Source organism: Acinetobacter sp. 24-47-67, assembly GCF_056779735.1.
The window spans coordinates 76,665-95,899 of the sequence record NZ_JBWYIK010000005.1; the positions used below are offsets into that span (position 1 = coordinate 76,665).

Sequence of the window (19,235 nt, forward strand, 5' to 3'; positions counted from 1 at the left end):
GCATGTCTAAGATTATTGTTCATGATATGACTTTACGTGATGGTATGCATCCGCAGCGCCATCAAACGACTGTTGAGCAAATGATTGCAATTTCAACAGCACTTGATGATGCAGGCGTACCATTAATTGAAGTCACTCACGGTGACGGCCTTGGTGGTTCATCAGTAAACTACGGTTTTGCTGCTGCGACTGACGAAGAATACTTGTCTGCTGTTGTACCGCGTATGAAGAATGCAAAAGTTTCTGCACTTCTTCTTCCTGGTATCGGTACGGTTGACCACTTGAAAATGGCACATGAAATCGGTGTATCAACGATTCGTGTTGCAACTCACTGTACTGAAGCTGACTGTTCTGAACAGCACATCACCGCTGCGCGTAAATTAGAAATGGACACAGTGGGCTTCTTAATGTTGGCTCACATGGCATCTCCAGAGCGTCTTTTAGAAGAAGCGAAGAAGATGGTGTCTTACGGTGCAAACTGTATTTATGTGACTGACTCAGCAGGTTACATGCTTCCTCAAGATGTAATTGATCGCGTTGGACACTTACGTCAACACTTGGACCCAAGCATTGAGTTGGGTTTCCACGGTCACCACAACTTAGGTATGGGTGTATCAAATACTGTTGCTGCTGTTGAAGCAGGCGCGCTACGTGTTGACTTGGCATCTGCAGGTCTCGGTGCGGGTGCAGGTAACACACCACTTGAATTGTTCATCGCTGTTGCAAATCGTATGGGTATGGACACAGGCGTTGACTTGTTCAAAGTACAAGATGTTGCTGAAGATCTTGTGATTCCAATGATGCACAACCCAATTCGTGCAGACCGTGATGCAGCTACTTTAGGTTATGCGGGTGTTTACTCTTCATTCCTATTGTTCGCTAAACGTGCTGAAGCGAAATATGGCGTATCTGCGCGTGAAATCTTAATGGAGCTTGGTCGCCGTGGTACTGTTGGTGGTCAGGAAGACATGATTGAAGATCTAGCTTTGACTATGGCTAAAGCAAAAGAACTTAACGCATAATTTAAAAGTGATTTGAAAGAGCACTCTTAGGAGTGCTTTTTTTATGAATTTAGAAAAGATACATATAAAAAAACAATTGCGTGAGATGTTTGGGTGCTTATATTGAGTGATTTGGTGTAGAGCGTATCGTGAGTGTTAAACTTAAAAACTATTAAATAAAATGGCAAAATGCTTCTGGGTTAATTTGTAAGATATTAAAATATAATAAATTATCCATAGTAAAAGTTAATTTGCTTAGTTACTGAGCTATTATTAATTGTTTATAACAATGAGAGTTTTTAAAGTATTGTTTTTCATCGGAAAAGTCTAAATTTTTTTTAGACTCTAGTCTGATTTCTTCAGAGTGCACAATTTAGCAATATGCTCATCAACGCTGATTTGAGTATAGGATGAAGCCATGCGTCATCAAAAATTATGGCTAGCAATGATTGCTGCAACAACTCTAGGGACAACTGCTGCTCACGCGAATTTTGTGGCTGATTCAAATGTTCAGCTTAAATTTAAAAATTTCTATTTAGAACGTAATTACGATACAGCACCAAATCTAGATTATGGTAACTGGACGCAAGCAATCACTTTAGATGCTAAATCGGGTTATCACGATATTGGTGCAGGCATTCAAGTTGGTGCAGATCTCTTGGCTCAATATGCAATTGGATTGAAATCGCGTGATTCTGTAAATGACATTCATATGCCATATGATAACAGTCAAGGTCGTACAGAACGCGATAATGCTAAATTCGGTGCGACTTTAAAAGTTAAAGTTTCTGAAACTGAACTTAAAGTAGGTGATTTATTGCCGATGTCACCAGTTATTTTCTTCGATCCATCACGCCAATTATTAACTACTTATAGTGGTGCATGGTTAGAGTCGAAAGATATTCAGGATACTAAATTAACCTTAGCTTATATTGATGGTATTAATTCGCGTTACGATAATCAGTATCAAGATTTGACCTTATTCCCAAACAATGATTTTGCGAAGGCAGAAGCTCAAGGTCTCACAACTGATGATGGAATGTATATTGTTGGTGTTGATCACCAGTTTACATCAAAGATTGGTGGTAGTTATTGGTTCGCTGATTTAACTGACATCTTCAAGCAACATTATGTTGCTGCAAGCTATAAAACTAAACTTGATGAAAAAACGAATTTAGATGCACATATTCGTTACTTCGATAACAGTGAAACTGGCGATAAACTTTTTGGTGAAATTGATAGCCAAGCAATTTCTATGGGGGCGAAAGTCAATCATGGTATGCATACTGTTCAATTGGGTTATCAAGAGATGTTTGGCGAGCATGGAGATAAAGCGACACTATTCCCAACATTGGGTGGTTGGGTGCCACAACCTTATTTAGATAACTGGTCAGTCGCGAGTTTTATCCGTAAGGATGAGAAATCTTGGAGTGTAGGTTATACCTATAATTTTAAAGAAATGGGTGTACCAGGATTATCTGCCACTGTACGTCATTTCCAAGGTTGGAATATTGATACGGCAACACCAGGTCGAGGTCGCGAGAATGAAAATAACATCATCGTGAACTATGTTGTGCCAGAAGGTAAGTATAAAGGTCTTGGTTTCAACTATATGTTCATTGATACTAATTATAACAACATCAATGTTCCAGGTACCTTGAGTGATTTAGAAGAGCATCGTGTGGCGTTAAGTTATAGTTATAAATTCTAAAATGAAATTGATCTCGATATGATGAGCAAGGATCATATCGAGATCTTATCAAGTCATATTCAGAGGGTGAATATTGATTTTAAAAAAATAAGAAAAAACAGTAATTTATTTAATTGGTAAAAAGATGGATGCAATCGTAAATTTGTATCAGTTGAAAGGTACAGAGCAGTTAATATAAGCCTGTAAAACTATCATTTGTAAACATCAACTGATGATTGTTTCACAAATATATGATCAGTTATAGACAGTTAGAGGACTATGATGAGCACTGTTCAAATTCCAGAATATAAAACGGATTCATTCTTTGGTTTAGAAGATAAATGGATCGAAACTGCTGAAGGTGAGTTAACCCATTATCATGAAATTGGTGAAGGCACGCCTATTTTATTCCTTCATGGTTCTGGTACTGGTGTATCAGCAGCTGCTAACTGGTGGTTGAATTTACCTGCAATTGGTGAGCAAGCGCGTTGTATCGCAATTGATACCATTGGTTATGGTCAAACTGTCGTTGCACCAGGAACTCAATACGGTATCCGTGCATGGGTTGATCATGCAATTCGTACTCTTGATGCACTTGGTATTGAAAAAACATGGTTAGTAGGTAATTCGCTAGGTGGTTGGTTAGCATTCCAATTGGCACTTGATTATCCAGAGCGTGTACTCGGTATTGTTTCAATGGGTACAGGTGGTGCAAAACAAACTGCAGCCCTAAAAGCGCATGCAAACCCAGTTTTAACAGAAGAAGGTATTCGTAAGACACTTTCAATGTTCGTTGTAAATAAAGACTTAATTACAGATGAGCTGGTAAAAGTACGTTTTGATTCTGCAGCGAATGACTACGCATCTGATCGTTTAATGGATGTTGTGGGTGCGCGTGACCGTGATCGTTTCGAGTTCCCATTAGACTTTGAAAAAATGAAAGATATTACAGTTCCTGTATTATTGATTCATGGTACTCAAGATGTGGTGATTCCTGTGTCTCGTACTTGGGACATTTTAAATATCGTTCCTAATGCTGATGCACATATTTTCAGTCAGTGCGGTCACTGGTCACAAGTTGAAAAAGCAGAAGAATTTAATACGGTGATCAAAAATTATCTAGCAGTTCATGGTGTTAAATAATTTAAGAACCTAAAAAACTAAAAAAGAGGATGATTTAATCATCCTCTTTTTTAAAACTGAAAATACAGAACATGTGTTTAATACGTTTAAATCTGCATATTGATAATCAATATTGAGCATTGATCTGTTTTAATGCATTAGACTTAAGTGGTAGAGCAAGTCTAGTTAGTTAATGAGTTGTTTAAAAATCAGTCTAATCTAAAGCCTGAATTCATACAATTTATGATGATATTCGTAAAACTTTATTAGACTAAAGTCTAAGACTGATGGTTGAAATAAAAAATAAAAATCACCGCTATGTTTAACGGTGATCATTAATTTGAAAAAAAAATTAATTAATTACGATTAATATCAAGGTAAAAAACAGAGCTCAGTAAGTCCATAAATTTTTTGACGCCTTCTGAGTTAGTACTTTTTCTATAGCTTGCAAATAAATCGATTGAAGGTAATTCCACGTCTAGCGGGCGAATCACGGTGTTGTTCATCGTCAGTGGTGCGATATATCCAGGTAGAAAAGTACAGCCCAGGTTCATGCCAATAGAATTAATGTTAAAGAGGATATTGTCTGCAGTTTGAACAATATTTAAATTGATTTGATGGTATTTTGCAAAATCTAGAATGATCTTATTTAGGGTTTGAGATTGCTGTTCAGAAGGAATAATGAAATCGATTCCATCGAGCTCTTTTACTGGAATGCGATCGTATTTAGCGAGTGGATGATCTTTGGGGAGTAAGAAAATCAAAGGTTCTCGTAAAACAAATTGACTTTCGATTTCATCACTAAATAGATTTTGACGAGTAAAAGCGATATCAATTTCGCCTTTTTTTAACATTTTTGACTGATCGGAGTTGTTTAAGCTTAACAATTCAATCTTTAAATCCCGGTTTTGAACACGAAGATTAGGGAGAACGTAAGGAAAAATTTTCATTTCAACGACGGGAACAAAGCCGATACGTAACAATTGCTGTTTAGATTTGGCAATCTGACGAGTCATTGCGACTGCTTTGTCTGCTTGGGCTATCGTGAGGCGAGCTTGTTCAAGGAAGACTTGACCCTCCTCAGTGAGTTCTACCTTACGTTTTGTACGATAAAGCAAAGGGACGCCAATTTCATCTTCAAGATCTTTAATCTGCTGGCTCAATGATGGCTGAGCAGTATAAAGGCGCAAGGCTGCTTTGGTGAAGTTGAGTTCTTCTGCCACAGCAATGAAATATCGTAGGTGTCGTAGTTCCATAAAAAAATCATCCAAAGATTGATTCATATAATGTCTAAATATGATCAAGTGCGAGTATAGTTCACAAATGGATATTCGGTGAAGTGGGGCTGAGCATATTGAAATATCAACGTTATTATTAAAATATGGTAAAATTCACGTATTGAGCGATTGATTAATTTATCGATAAAACATCTTGATTCAAACAAAAAAAATATTTCCCCAAAACTCGTTCAAAACTCATTATCTCTGCAAAGTTGAGTCTATTAGTTTGTGTCTAATTTAGTCACAGGAGAGCTTTTCATGAGTGGGAAAATTGATGTGCGCGAAATCGATGCTTTAGTCGATGCACAAAATGGACGTATCACGCCATCTATTTATACAGATCCAGATATCTATGAACTAGAACTTGAACGTGTGTTCGGTCGTACATGGTTATTCCTTTGCCATGAAAGCCAAATTCCAAAGGCTGGTGATTTCTTCAATACCTATATGGGTGAAGATCCGATCATCGTGGTACGTCAAAAAGACGGTTCAATCAAAGCATTATTAAACCAATGTCGTCACCGTTCAATGCGCGTGAGCTTTGCTGACTGCGGTAACACTCGTGCATTTACATGTCCATACCACGGTTGGTCTTATGGCGTAGACGGCTCTCTTAAAGATATTCCTCTTGAAGATCGTGCATTCCCTCAAGGCGCATGTAAAGAGAAGTGGAGTTTGATCGAAGTAAACCGTGTGAAGTCTTATAAAGGCTTAATCTTCGGTTGTTGGGATGAAACAACTCCAGACCTTGAAGAATACATGGGTGATATCGCTTGGTACTTAGATGGCGTATTAGATCGTCGTCCAGGTGGTACTGAGATCATCGGTGGTGTTCATAAGTGGGAAATCGAATGTAACTGGAAATTTGCGGCTGAACAGTTTGCATCTGACCAATATCATGCATTGTTCTCTCACGCATCTGCGATTCAAGTATTAGGTGCTAAACCTGATGACGAATCTACTAAGAAATTAGGTGCTGCGCAAACTGCACGTCCGGTATGGGAAACTGCGAAAGACGCAATCCAATATGGTTCACGTGGTCACGGTTCAGGCTTCTTCTTTACAGAGAAACCAGATGCAAACGTATGGGTTGATGGTGAAGTAGCAAACTATTTCCGCGAAACTTACGAAGAAGTTAAAGAGCGTCTTGGTGAAATCCGTGCGTTACGTCTTGCTGGTCACAACACGATGTTCCCAACATTGTCTTGGTTAAACGGTACAGCAACACTTCGCGTATGGCATCCACGTGGTCCAAACAAAACTGAAGTATGGGCGTTCTGTATTGCGGATGCTGAAGCGTCACAAGAAGTGAAAGAAGCGTTTGAACGTTCTGCGACACGTGCATTTGGTCCAGCTGGTTTCTTAGAGCAAGATGACTCTGAAAACTGGATCGAAATTCAAAAAGTCTTACGTGGTTACAAAGCGCGTCAAAACAAACTCATTATGGAAATGGGTCTTGGTAACGAGAAAATTCGTGAAGATGGTATCCCTGGTATCACTAACTATATTTTCTCAGAAACTGCGGCACGCGGCATGTACCGTCGTTGGGCAGACTTGCTAATCCATGAAAAATGGGAAGATGTTGAGAAAGCAGCTGACGAATATGAGAAGGAGCTTATGAAATGAGTCAAGTGAGTTTAGAACTTCACCATCAAATTAGCCAATTCCTCTATCGTGAAGCGAAATTGCTTGACGATTGGAAATTTCGCGACTGGTTAGATACGTTAGCTGAAGATATTTCTTACACGCTACGTACAACACCAAATGCTCAAACGCGTGACCGTCGTCGTTCAATTGAACCACCTACAACTTGGGTGTTCAATGATACGAAAGATCTTTTAGAGCGTCGTGTTGCTCGTCTTGAAACAGGTATGGCGTGGGCTGAAGAGCCTCCATCACGTACAACTCATATGGTGAGTAACGTGATCGTAGAAGCTACTGAAGTTGAAGGCGAATACGATGTATACGTTACATATCTTTTGTACCGTACACAAAAAGAGAAAGATGTCACGATTTACTGTGGTAAACGTCATGACAAGATCCGTAAAGTTGAAGGTGGCCTAGGCTTCCAAATTTTCAACCGTAAGATCACGCTTGATCAAGTTACCTATAACTCTCACAACCTGAGTGTATTCTTCTAATGAATAAGATTTTTGTTTGCCAAGTTGACGAATTAGACGAAGGCGAAGCGTTGAAAGTAGATTGCGGCGTTAACGGTATCGATGCGCTTGCAGTGTTTAACAATGGTGGTGAGTTCTTCGCAATGAATGACCGTTGTTCTCATGGTAATGCTTCAATGTCAGAAGGTTATCTTGAAGACGATGGCACTGTCGAATGCCCATTGCATTCAGCTCGCTTCTGTTTAAAAACCGGTCAAGCATTATGTTTACCAGCGACAGATCCAATTCAAACTTTCCCAGTGATTGTTGAAGATGGTGCGTTATACGTTGAGATGGCAGGAGAGTAATCATGGGTTGGCTTAAAGGCGAAGTTGCACTGATCACAGGTGGTGGTTCTGGTTTAGGTTGGGCTTTAGTTGAACGCTTCCTTGAAGAAGGTGCACACGTTGGTGTGTTACAACGTTCACAATCTAAAGTCGATGCTTTAAAAGAACGCTTTGGTGATCAAATTGTTGCAATCGCTGGTGATGTTGCCAACTATGAAGACAATGTCCGTGCTGTAAAAGCAACTGTTGAGCGTTTTGGTAAGCTTGATTGCTTTATTGGTAATGCAGGAATCTGGGATCACTACGCAGATATCGTCAATACTTCAGGTGAGCAACTTGATAAAGCGTTTGACGAAATCATGGGAATTAATACGAAAGCATTAATTCTAGGTGCTAAAGCTGCACTTGATGAGTTAGTAAAATCTGAAGGTTCGATAATCTTCACACTATCTAACTCAGCATTATATTCTGCGGGTGGTGGTCCAGTTTACACAGCATCTAAGCATGCTGGCGTAGGCATCATGAAGGAATTGGCGTACGAGCTTGCACCCAAAGTTCGTGTGAATGCTGTTGCGCCGTCAGGTATGAATGTAAACATTAAAGGTGCTGCATCATTAGGCCAAGAAAATCTAGGTCTTTTAGATGCGCGTGATCCTGAGAAAATCGCGCGTGGTATGCCGTTGAACTTCTTACCTGAGCCTGAAGAAATGACAGGTTCTTATGTGCTCTTGGCATCTCGTCAAAATAACCGACCTTTAACTGGTGTTCTGATCAATGCAGAATGTGGTTTGGGTATTCGTGGTCTACGTCAACCACGTGCTGGTTTCTTTGACGAATAAAATCTAGTCTAAAAAATGGACTTATCGGCAGCCTGTTCTAAGGCTGCCTTCCTTTTAAGGAGTCTCTCATGGCCGTTAAACTTATTTGTGCTTCGCACAGTCCTTTAATGGAATTTGCTTCACCTCAAGATCAGTCAAAAGAGCAAAAAGTACGTGCTGCTTTTGAACAATTATCTGCTGAAGTAAAAGCTTACGATCCAACACTGATCATTACTTTTGGTCCAGACCATTTTAACGGTTTTTTCTACGACCTTATGCCAAGTTTCTGTGTCGGTATCCGTGCTACGGCTGCTGGTGACTGGGATTACGGTAAAATTGACAATAAAATCGATGTTCCTGAAGACAAGGCTTTGGCGCTTGTGCGTCAAGTTCTAGATGAGGGTATTGATGTTGCATACTCATATCGTATGCAGGCTGACCATGGTGTGACTCAACCATTACACTTCCTTTGTGATGGAAAACTTGATCGTTATAAAACGATTCCAATATTTATTAATGGCGCTGCCGCTCCAATGCCAACCACAAAGCGTACTATTGCTTTAGGTCGTGCGGTTGGACAATATATAAAGTCACTTAATCTTGAAAATGAGCGTGTACTTGTATTGGGTACAGGTGGTTTGTCTCATGATCCACCAACACCTCAAATGGGTTCAGTGCCACCAGAAGTTGAAGAGTTTTTAATTGCTGGCCGTAATCCAACTGAACAAGCACGTAATGCGCGTCAAGCGAAAATTATTGCAGTTGGTCAGAAACTTGCTGCTGGAGATACATCAGTTGCAGTACCGCTGAGCCCTGAGTGGGATATCGCATTGCTTGAGAAATTTAAACAAGCAGATTTTGCTGCAATGGAAGCGATGACTGAGGCAGAAATTCGTGTCGAAGGTGGTCGTGGTGGTCAAGAAGTGCGTTGCTGGATGGCAGCATTTGCTGCACTGAGCGAAGTTGGTGAGTATGAAATGACAACTCACTGCTATGAAGATATTAGTGAGTGGATTGCGGGCTTCGGTATCGTATCTGCGGAATTAAAAGGTTAATCCCATGAGCAATGTAAACAACATCGTCATCGTTGGTGCGGGTCAAGCAGGCGCAAGTGCGATCCTTGAGCTTCGTGCAAACAAATATGAAGGTAAAATCACATTAATTGGTGATGAAACGCATCTTCCTTATGAGCGTCCACCACTGTCTAAAGACGTGATTTTAAAACCTGAAGAAACCAAGATTGAAATTTTATCTGAAGAAAAATTAGCAGATCTTGGTGTGACAGCAATTCGCGGTAATGGTGTCGTGAAAATCAACGCTGAAGCCAAAACTGTCGAACTTCAAAATGGTGATGTTGTTGCTTATGACAAATTGCTGATTGCAACTGGCGGTGCAGCACGTCGTCTTCCAAACTTCGATGCACTTGGCAAACATGTTTACACGCTGCGTAATCTTGAAGATTCACAAGCCCTTGTACCAGTGTTACAAAAAGGTCAACGTATCATCCTGATTGGTGGTGGTGTAATCGGTCTTGAGCTGGCATCATCTGCACGTTTCAAAGAATGTGAAGTCACTGTCATTGAAATGGGACCAATGGTGATGGGGCGTTCATCGCCACGCATCTTGAGTGAATTCTTGCTTGAACAGCAAAAATTGGCAGGTGTGGATGTTCGTCTTTCAACTTCAATTGCAGAGTGCAAGCTTGATGGCGAAGAAATTGTGGTGACTTTAGCTGATGGCGAAGAACTTCGTGCGGATGCTGTGGTTTACGGTATCGGTATTGTGCCAAATGCACAGTTGGCAGTTGATGCTGGTCTTGACGTTGATCTCGCGATCAAAGTAAACGAAAATTGCCAAACCTCGAATGCTGATATTTATGCGGCAGGTGATGTGGCAACTCAACTTCGTGACTGTGGTAACCACCGTCGTGTTGAGACTTGGGAAAATGCCAATCTTCAAGCAGGTATCTTTGCACGCCATGTGATGGGTGTAGAACATCCTACTCCTAATCCAGCATGGTTCTGGACAGATCAGTTGGACATTAACTACCAATTCGTAGGTGATATGGCAGCAGCTGAGTGGTTAGTACGTGGTGAAATCAATCCTGAGCTACGTGCAGAATCTTCATTTGTATTGTTCGGTGTGACTGACGGTATTATTGTTGGTGGTATTACGGTAAATGCGGCTAAAGAAATGCGTCATCTTAAAAAATTGATTAGCAAACAAGCTGCATTTGAAGCAGATAAATATTTAGATCTTAGCCAAGACCTTCGTAAACTTGTGAAGTAAACTTGGTGAGATTGTGCAACAGACCTAGGGTAACTTAGGTCTGTTTTTTATGTGCCTAAGAAAATATTGATTTAATTTTGAGCAAATTATGAATTCTAGTTCCGCGAATATAATGGTTGTTGCGAGTATATATGCCTTATTGGTATTGATATGGGCTGCAACACCACTTGCCATTGTATGGAGTGTTGCAGAAATTCATCCAATGTGGGTGCTCATCATTCGATACTTTGGTGCATCTATAATTGCTTTGGTATTGCTCAAAATGATGCGTGATCCACTCCCGTTTGATCATGTATCGCTGAAAAGTTATGTGGCTGGTAGCCTAAATTTAATAGGTGCGCAGTTATTTATCTACTTAGCAGCAAATTATTTAACGTCAGGCTTAATGGCACTGATCTTCGGATTCTCGCCATTAATTGCAGGTCTCATTGGACATCTCATCCTAAAAACACATAAGTTGTCTATTTTACAATGGAGTGGAATGGTCATTGCCGTATTGGGTCTCACATTTGTTTTTGCAGAATCTGCAGATGAGCGAGTCAATCCTTGGGGTGTGGTTCTGATGCTGATCAGTATGGTGTCGTATATCAGTTCGATTTTTTGGGTCAAAGAAATTAATGCACCTTTAAGCCCCATGAGTCAGGCGACAGGTTCATTAATCGTTTCAGCTTTAGGATCACTCTTAATCATTCCATTCATTTGGCAACAAATCCCAACTGTGCTACCAAGTACGCAAGCGATGGTGGGTTTTTTGTTTACAATGATCATGTCATCAATTGTTGCGATGCTGTGCTATTTTTGGTTAATCCGCCGCTTAGCAGCGTCGACAGTGTCTTTGAGTAATGTCATGACGCCAGTCATCGCCCTAGTTTTGGGGGCATCCTTAAATAATGAAATTATTCATAATGAAGCCTTGTGGGGGATTGTCGTTGTGATGATGGGGTTGCTGATGTATTTTAATCGAGAACTCTTGAAACTATTCTTAAAAAAATGAGTGAAAAAAAGTGGTTTTAATCACACACGTACAACTACATGAATATATAAGATTCATAATGTTACAAAACTATGCTTTAGCCCAAGCTCGAATTTAGGAATACTGAAAAAGTCAGTTCAAATCAGCAAAAAAAATTGAACATTTTTTGCATAATTTGGACTGTTTTACTTTAGCTCAAGTTCAAACTTATCTAAAATAGAAGTGGTACAGTTTGAAATCTATACAAGTTATCAATTTGTCACATTAATATTTTAGAATCTGCTGGTGAAAACGATAGAAATCTATTTATTTTATTTCAAAATTCGTTATCATCGCGCCCTCTAGTTATAACTCTACACAATAGGCTAACTAGAACTCTATAAAGCACCGAGTCAAAGGACCGCAAGTCACCCGACTTATTTCTATTAACCCATATCAGAGATGGTAATTCGATATGAGCGTTTCTTCTGTAAATCCTGCACCTAATTCTACTAACGAATACTATTTGACTCGCCAAAGTCAGATGGAATCTAATGTTCGTAGCTATCCACGTAAATTGCCGTTAGCGATAGCAAAAGCTCAAGGTTGCTGGGTTACTGATGTTGAAGGTACAGAGTACCTCGATTGTTTAGCTGGGGCAGGAACATTGGCTTTGGGCCATAATCATCCTGCGGTCATTCAAAGTATTCAAGACACTTTAGCGAGTGGTCTTCCATTACATACTTTGGATTTAACGACACCTTTAAAAGATGCTTTTACTGAAGCTTTACTTGCTGAATTACCGGGTGGTAAAGAAGAGTACTGCCTACAGTTCTGTGGTCCATCTGGTGCAGATGGTACAGAAGCAGCAATTAAACTTGCAAAAACATATACTGGCCGTGGCACTGTGATCAGCTTCTCTGGTGGCTACCATGGTATGACTCACGGCTCATTAGCAATGACAGGTAATTTGTCTGCTAAAAACGCTGTTAATGGTTTAATGCCAGGCGTTCAATTTATGCCGTATCCACATGAATACCGTTGCCCACTAGGTTTAGGTGGTGAAGCGGGTGTTGACGCGCTTACTTATTTTTTTGAAAATTTCATCGAAGATGTTGAAAGCGGTGTGACTAAGCCTGCTGCAGTTATCCTTGAAGCGATTCAAGGTGAGGGCGGTGTGGTTACAGCACCTGTGAAATGGTTGAAAAAAATTCGTGAAGTGACTGAAAAGCACAATATCGTTTTAATTCTTGATGAAGTACAAGCTGGTTTCGCGCGTTCAGGAAAAATGTTTGCCTTTGAACATGCGGGTATCGAACCTGATGTTGTAGTGATGTCGAAAGCAGTAGGTGGAAGCTTACCACTTGCAGTACTTGGTATTAAGCGTAAGTTTGATGCTTGGCAGCCTGCAGGTCACACGGGTACTTTCCGTGGTAACCAATTGGCTATGGGTACTGGTCTTGCTACGATCAAAACGATTAAAGAACAAAATCTTGCGCAAAACGCACAAGAGCGCGGTGATTTCCTTCAAGCTGAATTGAAGAAATTAGCTGCAGAATTCCCATGTATCGGTAATGTACGTGGCCGCGGTTTAATGATCGGTATCGAAATCGTTGATGAGCGTAAACCTGCTGACCATATGGGTTCACTTCCTGCAGATGGTCAATTGGCTGCTGCAATCCAAGCAGCGTGTTTCAACAACAAATTGTTGTTAGAAAAGGGTGGACGTAACGGTACAGTGATTCGTCTACTTTGCCCATTAATTATTAACCAAGCTGAATGTGAAGAAGTAATTGTGCGCTTTAAGAAAGCAATTTCTGAAGCATTAGTTGCGGTACGAGGCGCTTAATTCATGGTAGATTTTGCAGAACACCGTAAAGCTTTGCTCTGTAATGATGCTGCATCCATTGCTGACTATACGTCAGCAATGGATCAGGCAACTCAAGCAGTAGCAGCTTGGTTACAAAATGACAAAATGTACACAGGCGGTAGCATTAAAGAGCTTCGCAGTGCAATTGCATTTAATCCTTCTAAAGAAGGATTGGGTGTGGAAAAGTCATTAGAGCGTATGGTTGAGCTATTCCTTAATAAGAGCTTAAAAGTACATCATCCTCATTCTTTGGCGCATTTGCATTGTCCTACTATGGTGACTAGCCAAATCGCAGAAGTACTCATTAACGCAACTAACCAATCGATGGACTCATGGGATCAAAGCCCTGCAGGTTCATTGATGGAAGTTCAGTTGATCGATTGGCTTCGTCAAAAAGTTGGTTATGGTGCAGGTCAAGCAGGTGTGTTCACCTCTGGCGGTACGCAGTCAAACTTGATGGGTGTATTGCTTGCACGTGATGCATGTATCGCGAAAAACTGGAAAGACGAAAACGGCAATCCGTGGTCTGTTCAGCGTGATGGCGTACCTGCGGAAGCGATGCGTAACGTTAAAGTCATTTGTTCTGAAAATGCTCACTTCTCTGTGCAAAAGAACATGGCGATGATGGGAATGGGCTTCCAATCTGTAGTGACTGTGCCTGTTGACGAAAATGCGCGTATGGACATGGATGCACTAGAGAAAACCATGGCACACCTTCAAAATGAAGGCAAAATTGTGGCATGTGTGGTTGCAACTGCAGGTACTACCGATGCGGGTGCAATTGATCCTTTAAAGAAAGTCCGTGAAATCACCAACAAGTACGGCGCGTGGATGCATATCGATGCAGCATGGGGCGGTGCTTTAATCCTATCTAATAATCACCGTGATTTGTTAGATGGTATCGAGCTTTCTGATTCAATCACACTTGATTTCCATAAGCATTACTTCCAAACGATTTCTTGTGGTGCATTCTTACTTAAAGATGAAGCGAACTATCGCTTTATGCATTATGAAGCGGAATACTTAAACTCTGCTTATGATGAAGAGCATGGCGTACCAAACCTTGTTTCTAAATCTCTACAAACTACACGTCGTTTTGATGCGTTGAAATTGTGGATGACGATTGAAGCACTCGGTGAAGAGCTTTACGGCTCTATGATTGATCATGGTGTTACTTTAACGCGTGATGTTGCAGATTATATTAAAGCAACAGATGGTTTAGAGTTATTGGTTGAGCCACAATTTGCATCAGTCTTATTCCGTGTAATTCCTGAAGGTTACCCAACAGAATTACTCGATACACTGAACCAAAACGTTGCGGATGAATTGTTTGCACGTGGTGAAGCGAATATTGGTGTGACTAAAGTAGGTCAGGTTCAATCATTGAAAATGACAACTTTAAGTCCAGTGGCAACTTTAGACAATGTGAAGAACTTGCTTGCGCTTGTACTGGCTGAGTCTGATCGCATCAAAGCTTCAATTGCTGATGGTACATATACGCCACCAATCGATTAATAGATTGTTTTTGAAAAAAAGCGCTCAATTGAGCGCTTTTTTGATATTCAAAATTCATAACTTTGACATATTTTTAGATCATGATTGAAGAAATCTTTATGCAGAATTAGGGGGATAATTATTAAAGAATAAGTAGGTAATAAAAATATCAGTATTTAACCGTAATTATTATAAATCGTTGAAATATAATTAAAAAATAAATAAGCAGGTTGGTGTAATAAAAATAATAAAATCGTAATAAAGCTGTAACCTTATTGTCATATTATCAAATCAAAATGCATGTATCGAAATAAGTACAATACTTCAATAAAAAGTAGCGTACTCCAAATTTGCATAAATTGAGAGATAACATGATGCGCTTTACAAATATTGCAATTGCATTAGCACTTTCTGGGGCAGCTGTAGCAACAACCGCAAATGCAGCACGTGACACAATTCAAATTGCGGGTTCTTCTACAGTATTGCCATATGCAAGTATTGTGGCTGAAGAATTCGGTAATAACTTCCCTCAATTTAAAACACCAGTAGTTGGTTCAGGCGGTTCGTCGGGTGGTTTAAAACAATTTTGTAATGGTGTTGGCGACAATACGATCGATATTGCTAACTCATCTCGTGCAATTAAATCGAGCGAATTGGCTGAATGTAAGAAAAATGGCGTTAACCAAGTATTAGAAATTAAAATCGGTTACGACGGTATCGTATTTGCTTCAAATGCTAACAAAGCAGCTTATAAATTACGTCCACAACATGTATTTGCAGCTTTGGCAGCTGAATTGCCTTCAAACGGTAAAATGGTAAAAAACCCATATACACGTTGGAATCAAATTGATAAATCATTACCAAATGAGCCAATCACGCTTGTAATCCCAGCTTCGAATCATGGTACACGTGAAGTCTTCCAGGAGAAAATGGTGGACGCTGGTTGTGAATCGTATGCTGCTATTAAAGTTTTAGATAAAGATGCCAAAAAGAAAGCTTGCACAACGTTCCGTAAAGATGGTCGTGTTGTGGAAATTGCGGGTGACTATACAGAAACACTTGCACGCTTAAAAACTTCTCCAAGTGCTGTTGGTGTGTTTGGTTTAGGTTTCTATGATCAAAACCGTGACCGTTTACGCGTTGCAACTGTGAACAATGTGGCACCGTCTGAAAACACGATTTTAAATGGTTCTTACCCTGTATCACGCCCATTATTCTTCTATGTAAAAGGTGAACACTTGAAATCAATCAAAGGTTTACCACAGTTTACTGAGTATTTCTTAAACAAGCGTGTTTCAGGTAAAGGTTCTAAGTTAGAAAAAGCGGGCTTAATTTCACTCTCTGACAAAGAACGCGCATCAATTTTGGCAAACTTTAAAGCAGGTAAAGCTGTTAAGTAATCAAAAGACAAACTAATGGCAGGAATTATCCTGCCATTGGTTTTTTCATTGAAAAAAGTTTTTTCAAACCATGAAAATTGAAAAGACAGTGGAGAATACATGAATCTGCTACTTATAGGTGTGTTACTGGCGATCATCGCCATTGCCTATCAAATCGGATTACGCAAAAGCCGTAACTTAGCAGGTCAGGGAAATAACTCTGCCGCTTTGCATTCACGTCCTGGTTACTATGGGGCATTAGTTGCGTTGTGGTGTGGTATCCCTGCATTTTTAATTTTGATTGTTTGGAACTTGGTTGAGCCAACGATCTTGGAGCAGGTGGTGCTTAATCATTTGCCACAGGATATTAAAGCAAGTCTAGATCCAGCAAGCCTAAACGTAGTTGTTGACCGTGTTCAAGCGATTGCATCCGGATTTGGTGTCAGTGATACAGCAACGTCCTATGAAGTTGCAGCTGCAGAGCAACTGAGTAAATTTTCAACTATTGGCTCTTTTGCAAAATTAGCAGTTGTCATTTGCGCTGCATTGGCAGGGTTAGTATGGGCAAAAAAAAGAATTAGCCAAGATTTTAGAGCGCGTAATCAGGTCGAGAAAGTCATCAATGTTGGCTTAGCTTTATGTTCTGGTGTCGCAATTCTTACAACACTTGGAATTGTAATGTCGATGTTTGGAGAAGCGATGCGCTTCTTCAGCTTTGTTAATCCTTTTGATTTCTTCTTTGGAACAGAGTGGAACCCGGGTTTCAGTACTTCGGGAAGTGCAGAAGGAAGCTATGGTTTACTTCCATTGTTGTGGGGTACGCTCATGGTCAGTGGGATCGCACTATTGGTTGCTGTACCAGTAGGTTTAATGATCGCGATTTATTTGGCTGAATATGCTTCTCCTCGCTTCCGTTCTTGGGCAAAACCGACCATTGAAGTTTTAGCTGGTATTCCAACGATCGTTTATGGTGTATTTGCACTCATGATTATTGGCCCATTTATTAAAACTGTAGGGGCAATGGTTGGTATTGATATCAACGCAACGAGTGCGCTCACTGCAGGTTTTGTCATGGGAATCATGATCATTCCTTTTGTGTCTTCTTTATCTGACGACATTATTACTCAAGTGCCTCGAGCATTACGTGATGGATCTTTAGGATTAGGGGCGACCAAATCTGAAACGATTCGTAAAGTGGTCATTCCAGCAGCGTTGCCTGGCATTATTGGTGCATTTTTATTGGCTGCTTCCCGTGCAATTGGCGAAACTATGATCGTAGTTCTAGCAGCTGGTAACAGTCCTCTTTTACACGCAAATCCATTAGAAGCTGTTTCGACCGTAACGATTACGATTGTTAATCAATTAACAGGTGATACTGACTTTGCAAGTCCGCAAGCATTAGTCGCTTTCGCACTAGGACTTACATTGTTTGTGATTACTTTAGGTTTGAACATTGTTGCACTTTACATCGTGCGTAAATACCGTGAGCAATACGACTAATGAGTACTTCTAATCCTAATACTCTCGAGACAGTTGATTCAGCAACAGCTGAGCAGCTTAGAGAAAAGCGTAAGAAGACTATTCAGAATTCTTTAGCTAAACGTCATCGTAAAGAAAAGACGTTCCGTTTCTTCGGTTTTTCAGCAGTGATTGCTGGCTTATTCTTCGTAGTATTGCTATTCGGTAGTATTTTAGCGAAAGGCTTGCCTGCTTTTTGGCAAAGTAGCATGAATTTGCCAATCTATTTCGATCCAAAAATTGTTGAAGTTGGTCCAAAGCCTGTACTGGCTGAAGGTGAGAATCCAGCTCAGTATGAAGAACGCTTTATTGAGTGGCAGACTGAAGTTGGCATGGTGGATTGGGATGCATTGATCATCAATGCCATGATCAAACAAGACCCTCAACTTGAAGCCCAACGTGATGAGTTAAGCTATATCTATACGAGCTCTGAAGCATATCGTATCCGTGATATGGTGATGAATGATCCAAGCTTGGTTGGTAAAACAGTGGATGTAAAAGTCCTTGCTGATGCAAATATTGATGTGTGGCTTGCAGGTAATATTGATCGTTCTTTGCCAGATGAACAGCAACAACTTAGTCCTGAGATTCGTCAAATTGCCGATGAACTCAAGGCTAAAGGTGTTATCGAAAATTCATTTAACACGAATATTTTCACGAGTCCTGACTCTCGTAGTTCACCAGCGACATCTGGTTTAGCTGGTGCATTCATGGGCTCATTGTTCATGATGTTGATTGTAATCTTTATTTCGATTCCAATCGGTGTTGCATCTGCGATCTATCTTGAAGAGTTCGCACCAAAGAACTGGATTACAGATATTGTAGAAGTCAACATCAATAATTTGGCTGCTGTTCCATCGATTGTATTCGGTTTGCTTGGTGCTGCAATTTTTATTGGTTGGATGCATTTACCATTATCTGCCCCTTTGGTAGGTGGTCTTGTGTTAAGTTTAATGACGTTGCCAACGGTGATTATTACGACACGAGCTTCTTTAAAAGCCGTTCCACCTTCGATTCGCCAAGCTGCATTGGGATTGGGTGCATCAAGACTGCAAACTGTTTTTCATCACGTCCTGCCTTTGGCATTACCAGGTATTTTAACAGGTGCGATTATTGGTGTGGCTCAAGCATTGGGTGAGACTGCGCCGTTGTTGTTGATTGGTATGAGTGCTTTTGTAGCCAGTGTTCCAGCAAGCCCATTCGATCAATCTACAGCGCTGCCTGTACAGATTTTCTTGTGGCAGGGTAATGAACTTCGTAACTTCTTTGAAGGTCGTACTGCTGCAGCCATTATTGTTCTCCTTGCGATGATGATTAGCTTAAATAGTTTAGCGATCTGGTTACGTAAGAAATTTGAAGTCCGTTGGTAGTCGGAG

Annotated in this window: 16 protein-coding genes; 15 read left to right on the plus strand and 1 reads right to left on the minus strand. The window is 40.4% G+C overall.

Features of this window, described 5'->3' with window-relative positions; all coding sequences use genetic code 11:
* Positions 1–2: 2 nt before the first annotated feature.
* From dmpG to AC1M9K_RS08240, 3 genes are all read left to right on the plus strand, one after another.
* Positions 3–1,022 carry a 4-hydroxy-2-oxovalerate aldolase gene (gene dmpG, locus AC1M9K_RS08230; RefSeq protein ID WP_481589003.1) on the plus strand — a complete coding sequence of 340 codons (1,020 nt, stop codon included), beginning with the start codon at positions 3–5 and terminating at the stop codon, positions 1,020–1,022.
* A gap of 397 nt (positions 1,023–1,419) precedes the next feature.
* On the plus strand, positions 1,420–2,712 hold the full coding sequence (locus AC1M9K_RS08235; RefSeq protein ID WP_481589004.1) for an OprD family outer membrane porin: 1,293 nt from the start codon (positions 1,420–1,422) through the stop codon (positions 2,710–2,712).
* A 261-nt stretch (positions 2,713–2,973) separates the two neighbouring features.
* Entirely contained in the window at positions 2,974–3,834 is an 861-nt protein-coding gene (locus AC1M9K_RS08240) for an alpha/beta fold hydrolase (RefSeq protein ID WP_035267132.1), read from the plus strand.
* A 335-nt stretch (positions 3,835–4,169) separates the two neighbouring features.
* On the opposite strand, the gene hcaR is transcribed toward AC1M9K_RS08240, so the two are convergent.
* Complete coding sequence (hcaR, locus tag AC1M9K_RS08245; RefSeq protein ID WP_035267131.1) at positions 4,170–5,069, minus strand: DNA-binding transcriptional regulator HcaR; 900 nt, start codon at positions 5,067–5,069, stop codon at positions 4,170–4,172.
* A 282-nt stretch (positions 5,070–5,351) separates the two neighbouring features.
* Here hcaR and hcaE point away from each other — a divergent pair, with 282 nt between their 5' ends.
* From hcaE to pstA, 12 genes are all read left to right on the plus strand, one after another.
* Positions 5,352–6,719 carry a 3-phenylpropionate/cinnamic acid dioxygenase subunit alpha gene (gene hcaE, locus AC1M9K_RS08250; RefSeq protein ID WP_092767097.1) on the plus strand — a complete coding sequence of 456 codons (1,368 nt, stop codon included), beginning with the start codon at positions 5,352–5,354 and terminating at the stop codon, positions 6,717–6,719.
* Complete coding sequence (hcaF, locus tag AC1M9K_RS08255; RefSeq protein WP_035267127.1) at positions 6,716–7,234, plus strand: 3-phenylpropionate/cinnamic acid dioxygenase subunit beta; 519 nt, start codon at positions 6,716–6,718, stop codon at positions 7,232–7,234. The genes hcaE and hcaF overlap by 4 nt, the downstream gene beginning before the upstream one ends.
* Positions 7,234–7,560: a 3-phenylpropionate/cinnamic acid dioxygenase ferredoxin subunit gene (gene hcaC / locus AC1M9K_RS08260; RefSeq protein WP_005181999.1), complete on the plus strand. Its 327-nt coding sequence runs from the start codon at positions 7,234–7,236 to the stop codon at positions 7,558–7,560. Before hcaF ends, hcaC begins: the two co-directional genes overlap by 1 nt.
* A gap of 2 nt (positions 7,561–7,562) precedes the next feature.
* Positions 7,563–8,378 carry a 3-phenylpropionate-dihydrodiol/cinnamic acid-dihydrodiol dehydrogenase gene (hcaB, locus tag AC1M9K_RS08265; RefSeq protein ID WP_035267124.1) on the plus strand — a complete coding sequence of 272 codons (816 nt, stop codon included), beginning with the start codon at positions 7,563–7,565 and terminating at the stop codon, positions 8,376–8,378.
* A gap of 68 nt (positions 8,379–8,446) precedes the next feature.
* Entirely contained in the window at positions 8,447–9,412 is a 966-nt protein-coding gene (locus tag AC1M9K_RS08270; protein ID WP_481589005.1) for a 3-carboxyethylcatechol 2,3-dioxygenase, read from the plus strand.
* A gap of 4 nt (positions 9,413–9,416) precedes the next feature.
* On the plus strand, positions 9,417–10,646 hold the full coding sequence (gene hcaD, locus AC1M9K_RS08275) for a 3-phenylpropionate/cinnamic acid dioxygenase ferredoxin--NAD(+) reductase subunit (protein ID WP_481589006.1): 1,230 nt from the start codon (positions 9,417–9,419) through the stop codon (positions 10,644–10,646).
* A gap of 88 nt (positions 10,647–10,734) precedes the next feature.
* A complete protein-coding gene (locus AC1M9K_RS08280; RefSeq protein ID WP_481589007.1) occupies positions 10,735–11,640 on the plus strand; it encodes a DMT family transporter in 906 nt (301 codons plus the stop codon).
* Between the two features lie 433 nt (positions 11,641–12,073).
* On the plus strand, positions 12,074–13,447 hold the full coding sequence (locus AC1M9K_RS08285) for a diaminobutyrate--2-oxoglutarate transaminase (RefSeq protein WP_035267118.1): 1,374 nt from the start codon (positions 12,074–12,076) through the stop codon (positions 13,445–13,447).
* Between the two features lie 3 nt (positions 13,448–13,450).
* A complete protein-coding gene (locus AC1M9K_RS08290; RefSeq protein WP_092767092.1) occupies positions 13,451–14,983 on the plus strand; it encodes a pyridoxal phosphate-dependent decarboxylase family protein in 1,533 nt (510 codons plus the stop codon).
* Between the two features lie 353 nt (positions 14,984–15,336).
* Entirely contained in the window at positions 15,337–16,362 is a 1,026-nt protein-coding gene (locus tag AC1M9K_RS08295; RefSeq protein WP_481589049.1) for a substrate-binding domain-containing protein, read from the plus strand.
* Between the two features lie 99 nt (positions 16,363–16,461).
* Positions 16,462–17,841 (plus strand): phosphate ABC transporter permease subunit PstC, encoded by a 1,380-nt coding sequence (pstC, locus tag AC1M9K_RS08300; protein WP_092767091.1) that lies wholly within the window; start codon positions 16,462–16,464, stop codon positions 17,839–17,841.
* The gene (gene pstA / locus AC1M9K_RS08305) at positions 17,841–19,229 is read left to right on the plus strand and encodes a phosphate ABC transporter permease PstA (RefSeq protein WP_481589008.1); all 1,389 of its coding nucleotides are present in this window, start codon (positions 17,841–17,843) and stop codon (positions 19,227–19,229) included. The genes pstC and pstA overlap by 1 nt, the downstream gene beginning before the upstream one ends.
* The last annotated feature ends 6 nt before the right edge of the window (positions 19,230–19,235 follow it).

Bases quoted from the DNA above. Each gene is read 5' to 3' on its own strand.
- pstA (WP_481589008.1), top strand. From the start codon at position 17,841: ATGAGTACTTCTAATCCTAATACTCTCGAGACAGTTGATTCAGCAACA.
- AC1M9K_RS08280 (WP_481589007.1), top strand. From the start codon at position 10,735: ATGAATTCTAGTTCCGCGAATATAATGGTTGTTGCGAGTATATATGCC.
- hcaF (WP_035267127.1), top strand. From the start codon at position 6,716: ATGAGTCAAGTGAGTTTAGAACTTCACCATCAAATTAGCCAATTCCTC.
- AC1M9K_RS08235 (WP_481589004.1), top strand. From the start codon at position 1,420: ATGCGTCATCAAAAATTATGGCTAGCAATGATTGCTGCAACAACTCTA.
- AC1M9K_RS08240 (WP_035267132.1), top strand. From the start codon at position 2,974: ATGAGCACTGTTCAAATTCCAGAATATAAAACGGATTCATTCTTTGGT.
- AC1M9K_RS08285 (WP_035267118.1), top strand. From the start codon at position 12,074: ATGAGCGTTTCTTCTGTAAATCCTGCACCTAATTCTACTAACGAATAC.
- hcaD (WP_481589006.1), top strand. From the start codon at position 9,417: ATGAGCAATGTAAACAACATCGTCATCGTTGGTGCGGGTCAAGCAGGC.
- dmpG (WP_481589003.1), top strand. From the start codon at position 3: ATGTCTAAGATTATTGTTCATGATATGACTTTACGTGATGGTATGCAT.
- pstC (WP_092767091.1), top strand. From the start codon at position 16,462: ATGAATCTGCTACTTATAGGTGTGTTACTGGCGATCATCGCCATTGCC.
- AC1M9K_RS08270 (WP_481589005.1), top strand. From the start codon at position 8,447: ATGGCCGTTAAACTTATTTGTGCTTCGCACAGTCCTTTAATGGAATTT.
- hcaR (WP_035267131.1), bottom strand. From the start codon at position 5,069: ATGGAACTACGACACCTACGATATTTCATTGCTGTGGCAGAAGAACTC.
- hcaE (WP_092767097.1), top strand. From the start codon at position 5,352: ATGAGTGGGAAAATTGATGTGCGCGAAATCGATGCTTTAGTCGATGCA.
- hcaC (WP_005181999.1), top strand. From the start codon at position 7,234: ATGAATAAGATTTTTGTTTGCCAAGTTGACGAATTAGACGAAGGCGAA.
- AC1M9K_RS08290 (WP_092767092.1), top strand. From the start codon at position 13,451: ATGGTAGATTTTGCAGAACACCGTAAAGCTTTGCTCTGTAATGATGCT.
- AC1M9K_RS08295 (WP_481589049.1), top strand. From the start codon at position 15,337: ATGCGCTTTACAAATATTGCAATTGCATTAGCACTTTCTGGGGCAGCT.
- hcaB (WP_035267124.1), top strand. From the start codon at position 7,563: ATGGGTTGGCTTAAAGGCGAAGTTGCACTGATCACAGGTGGTGGTTCT.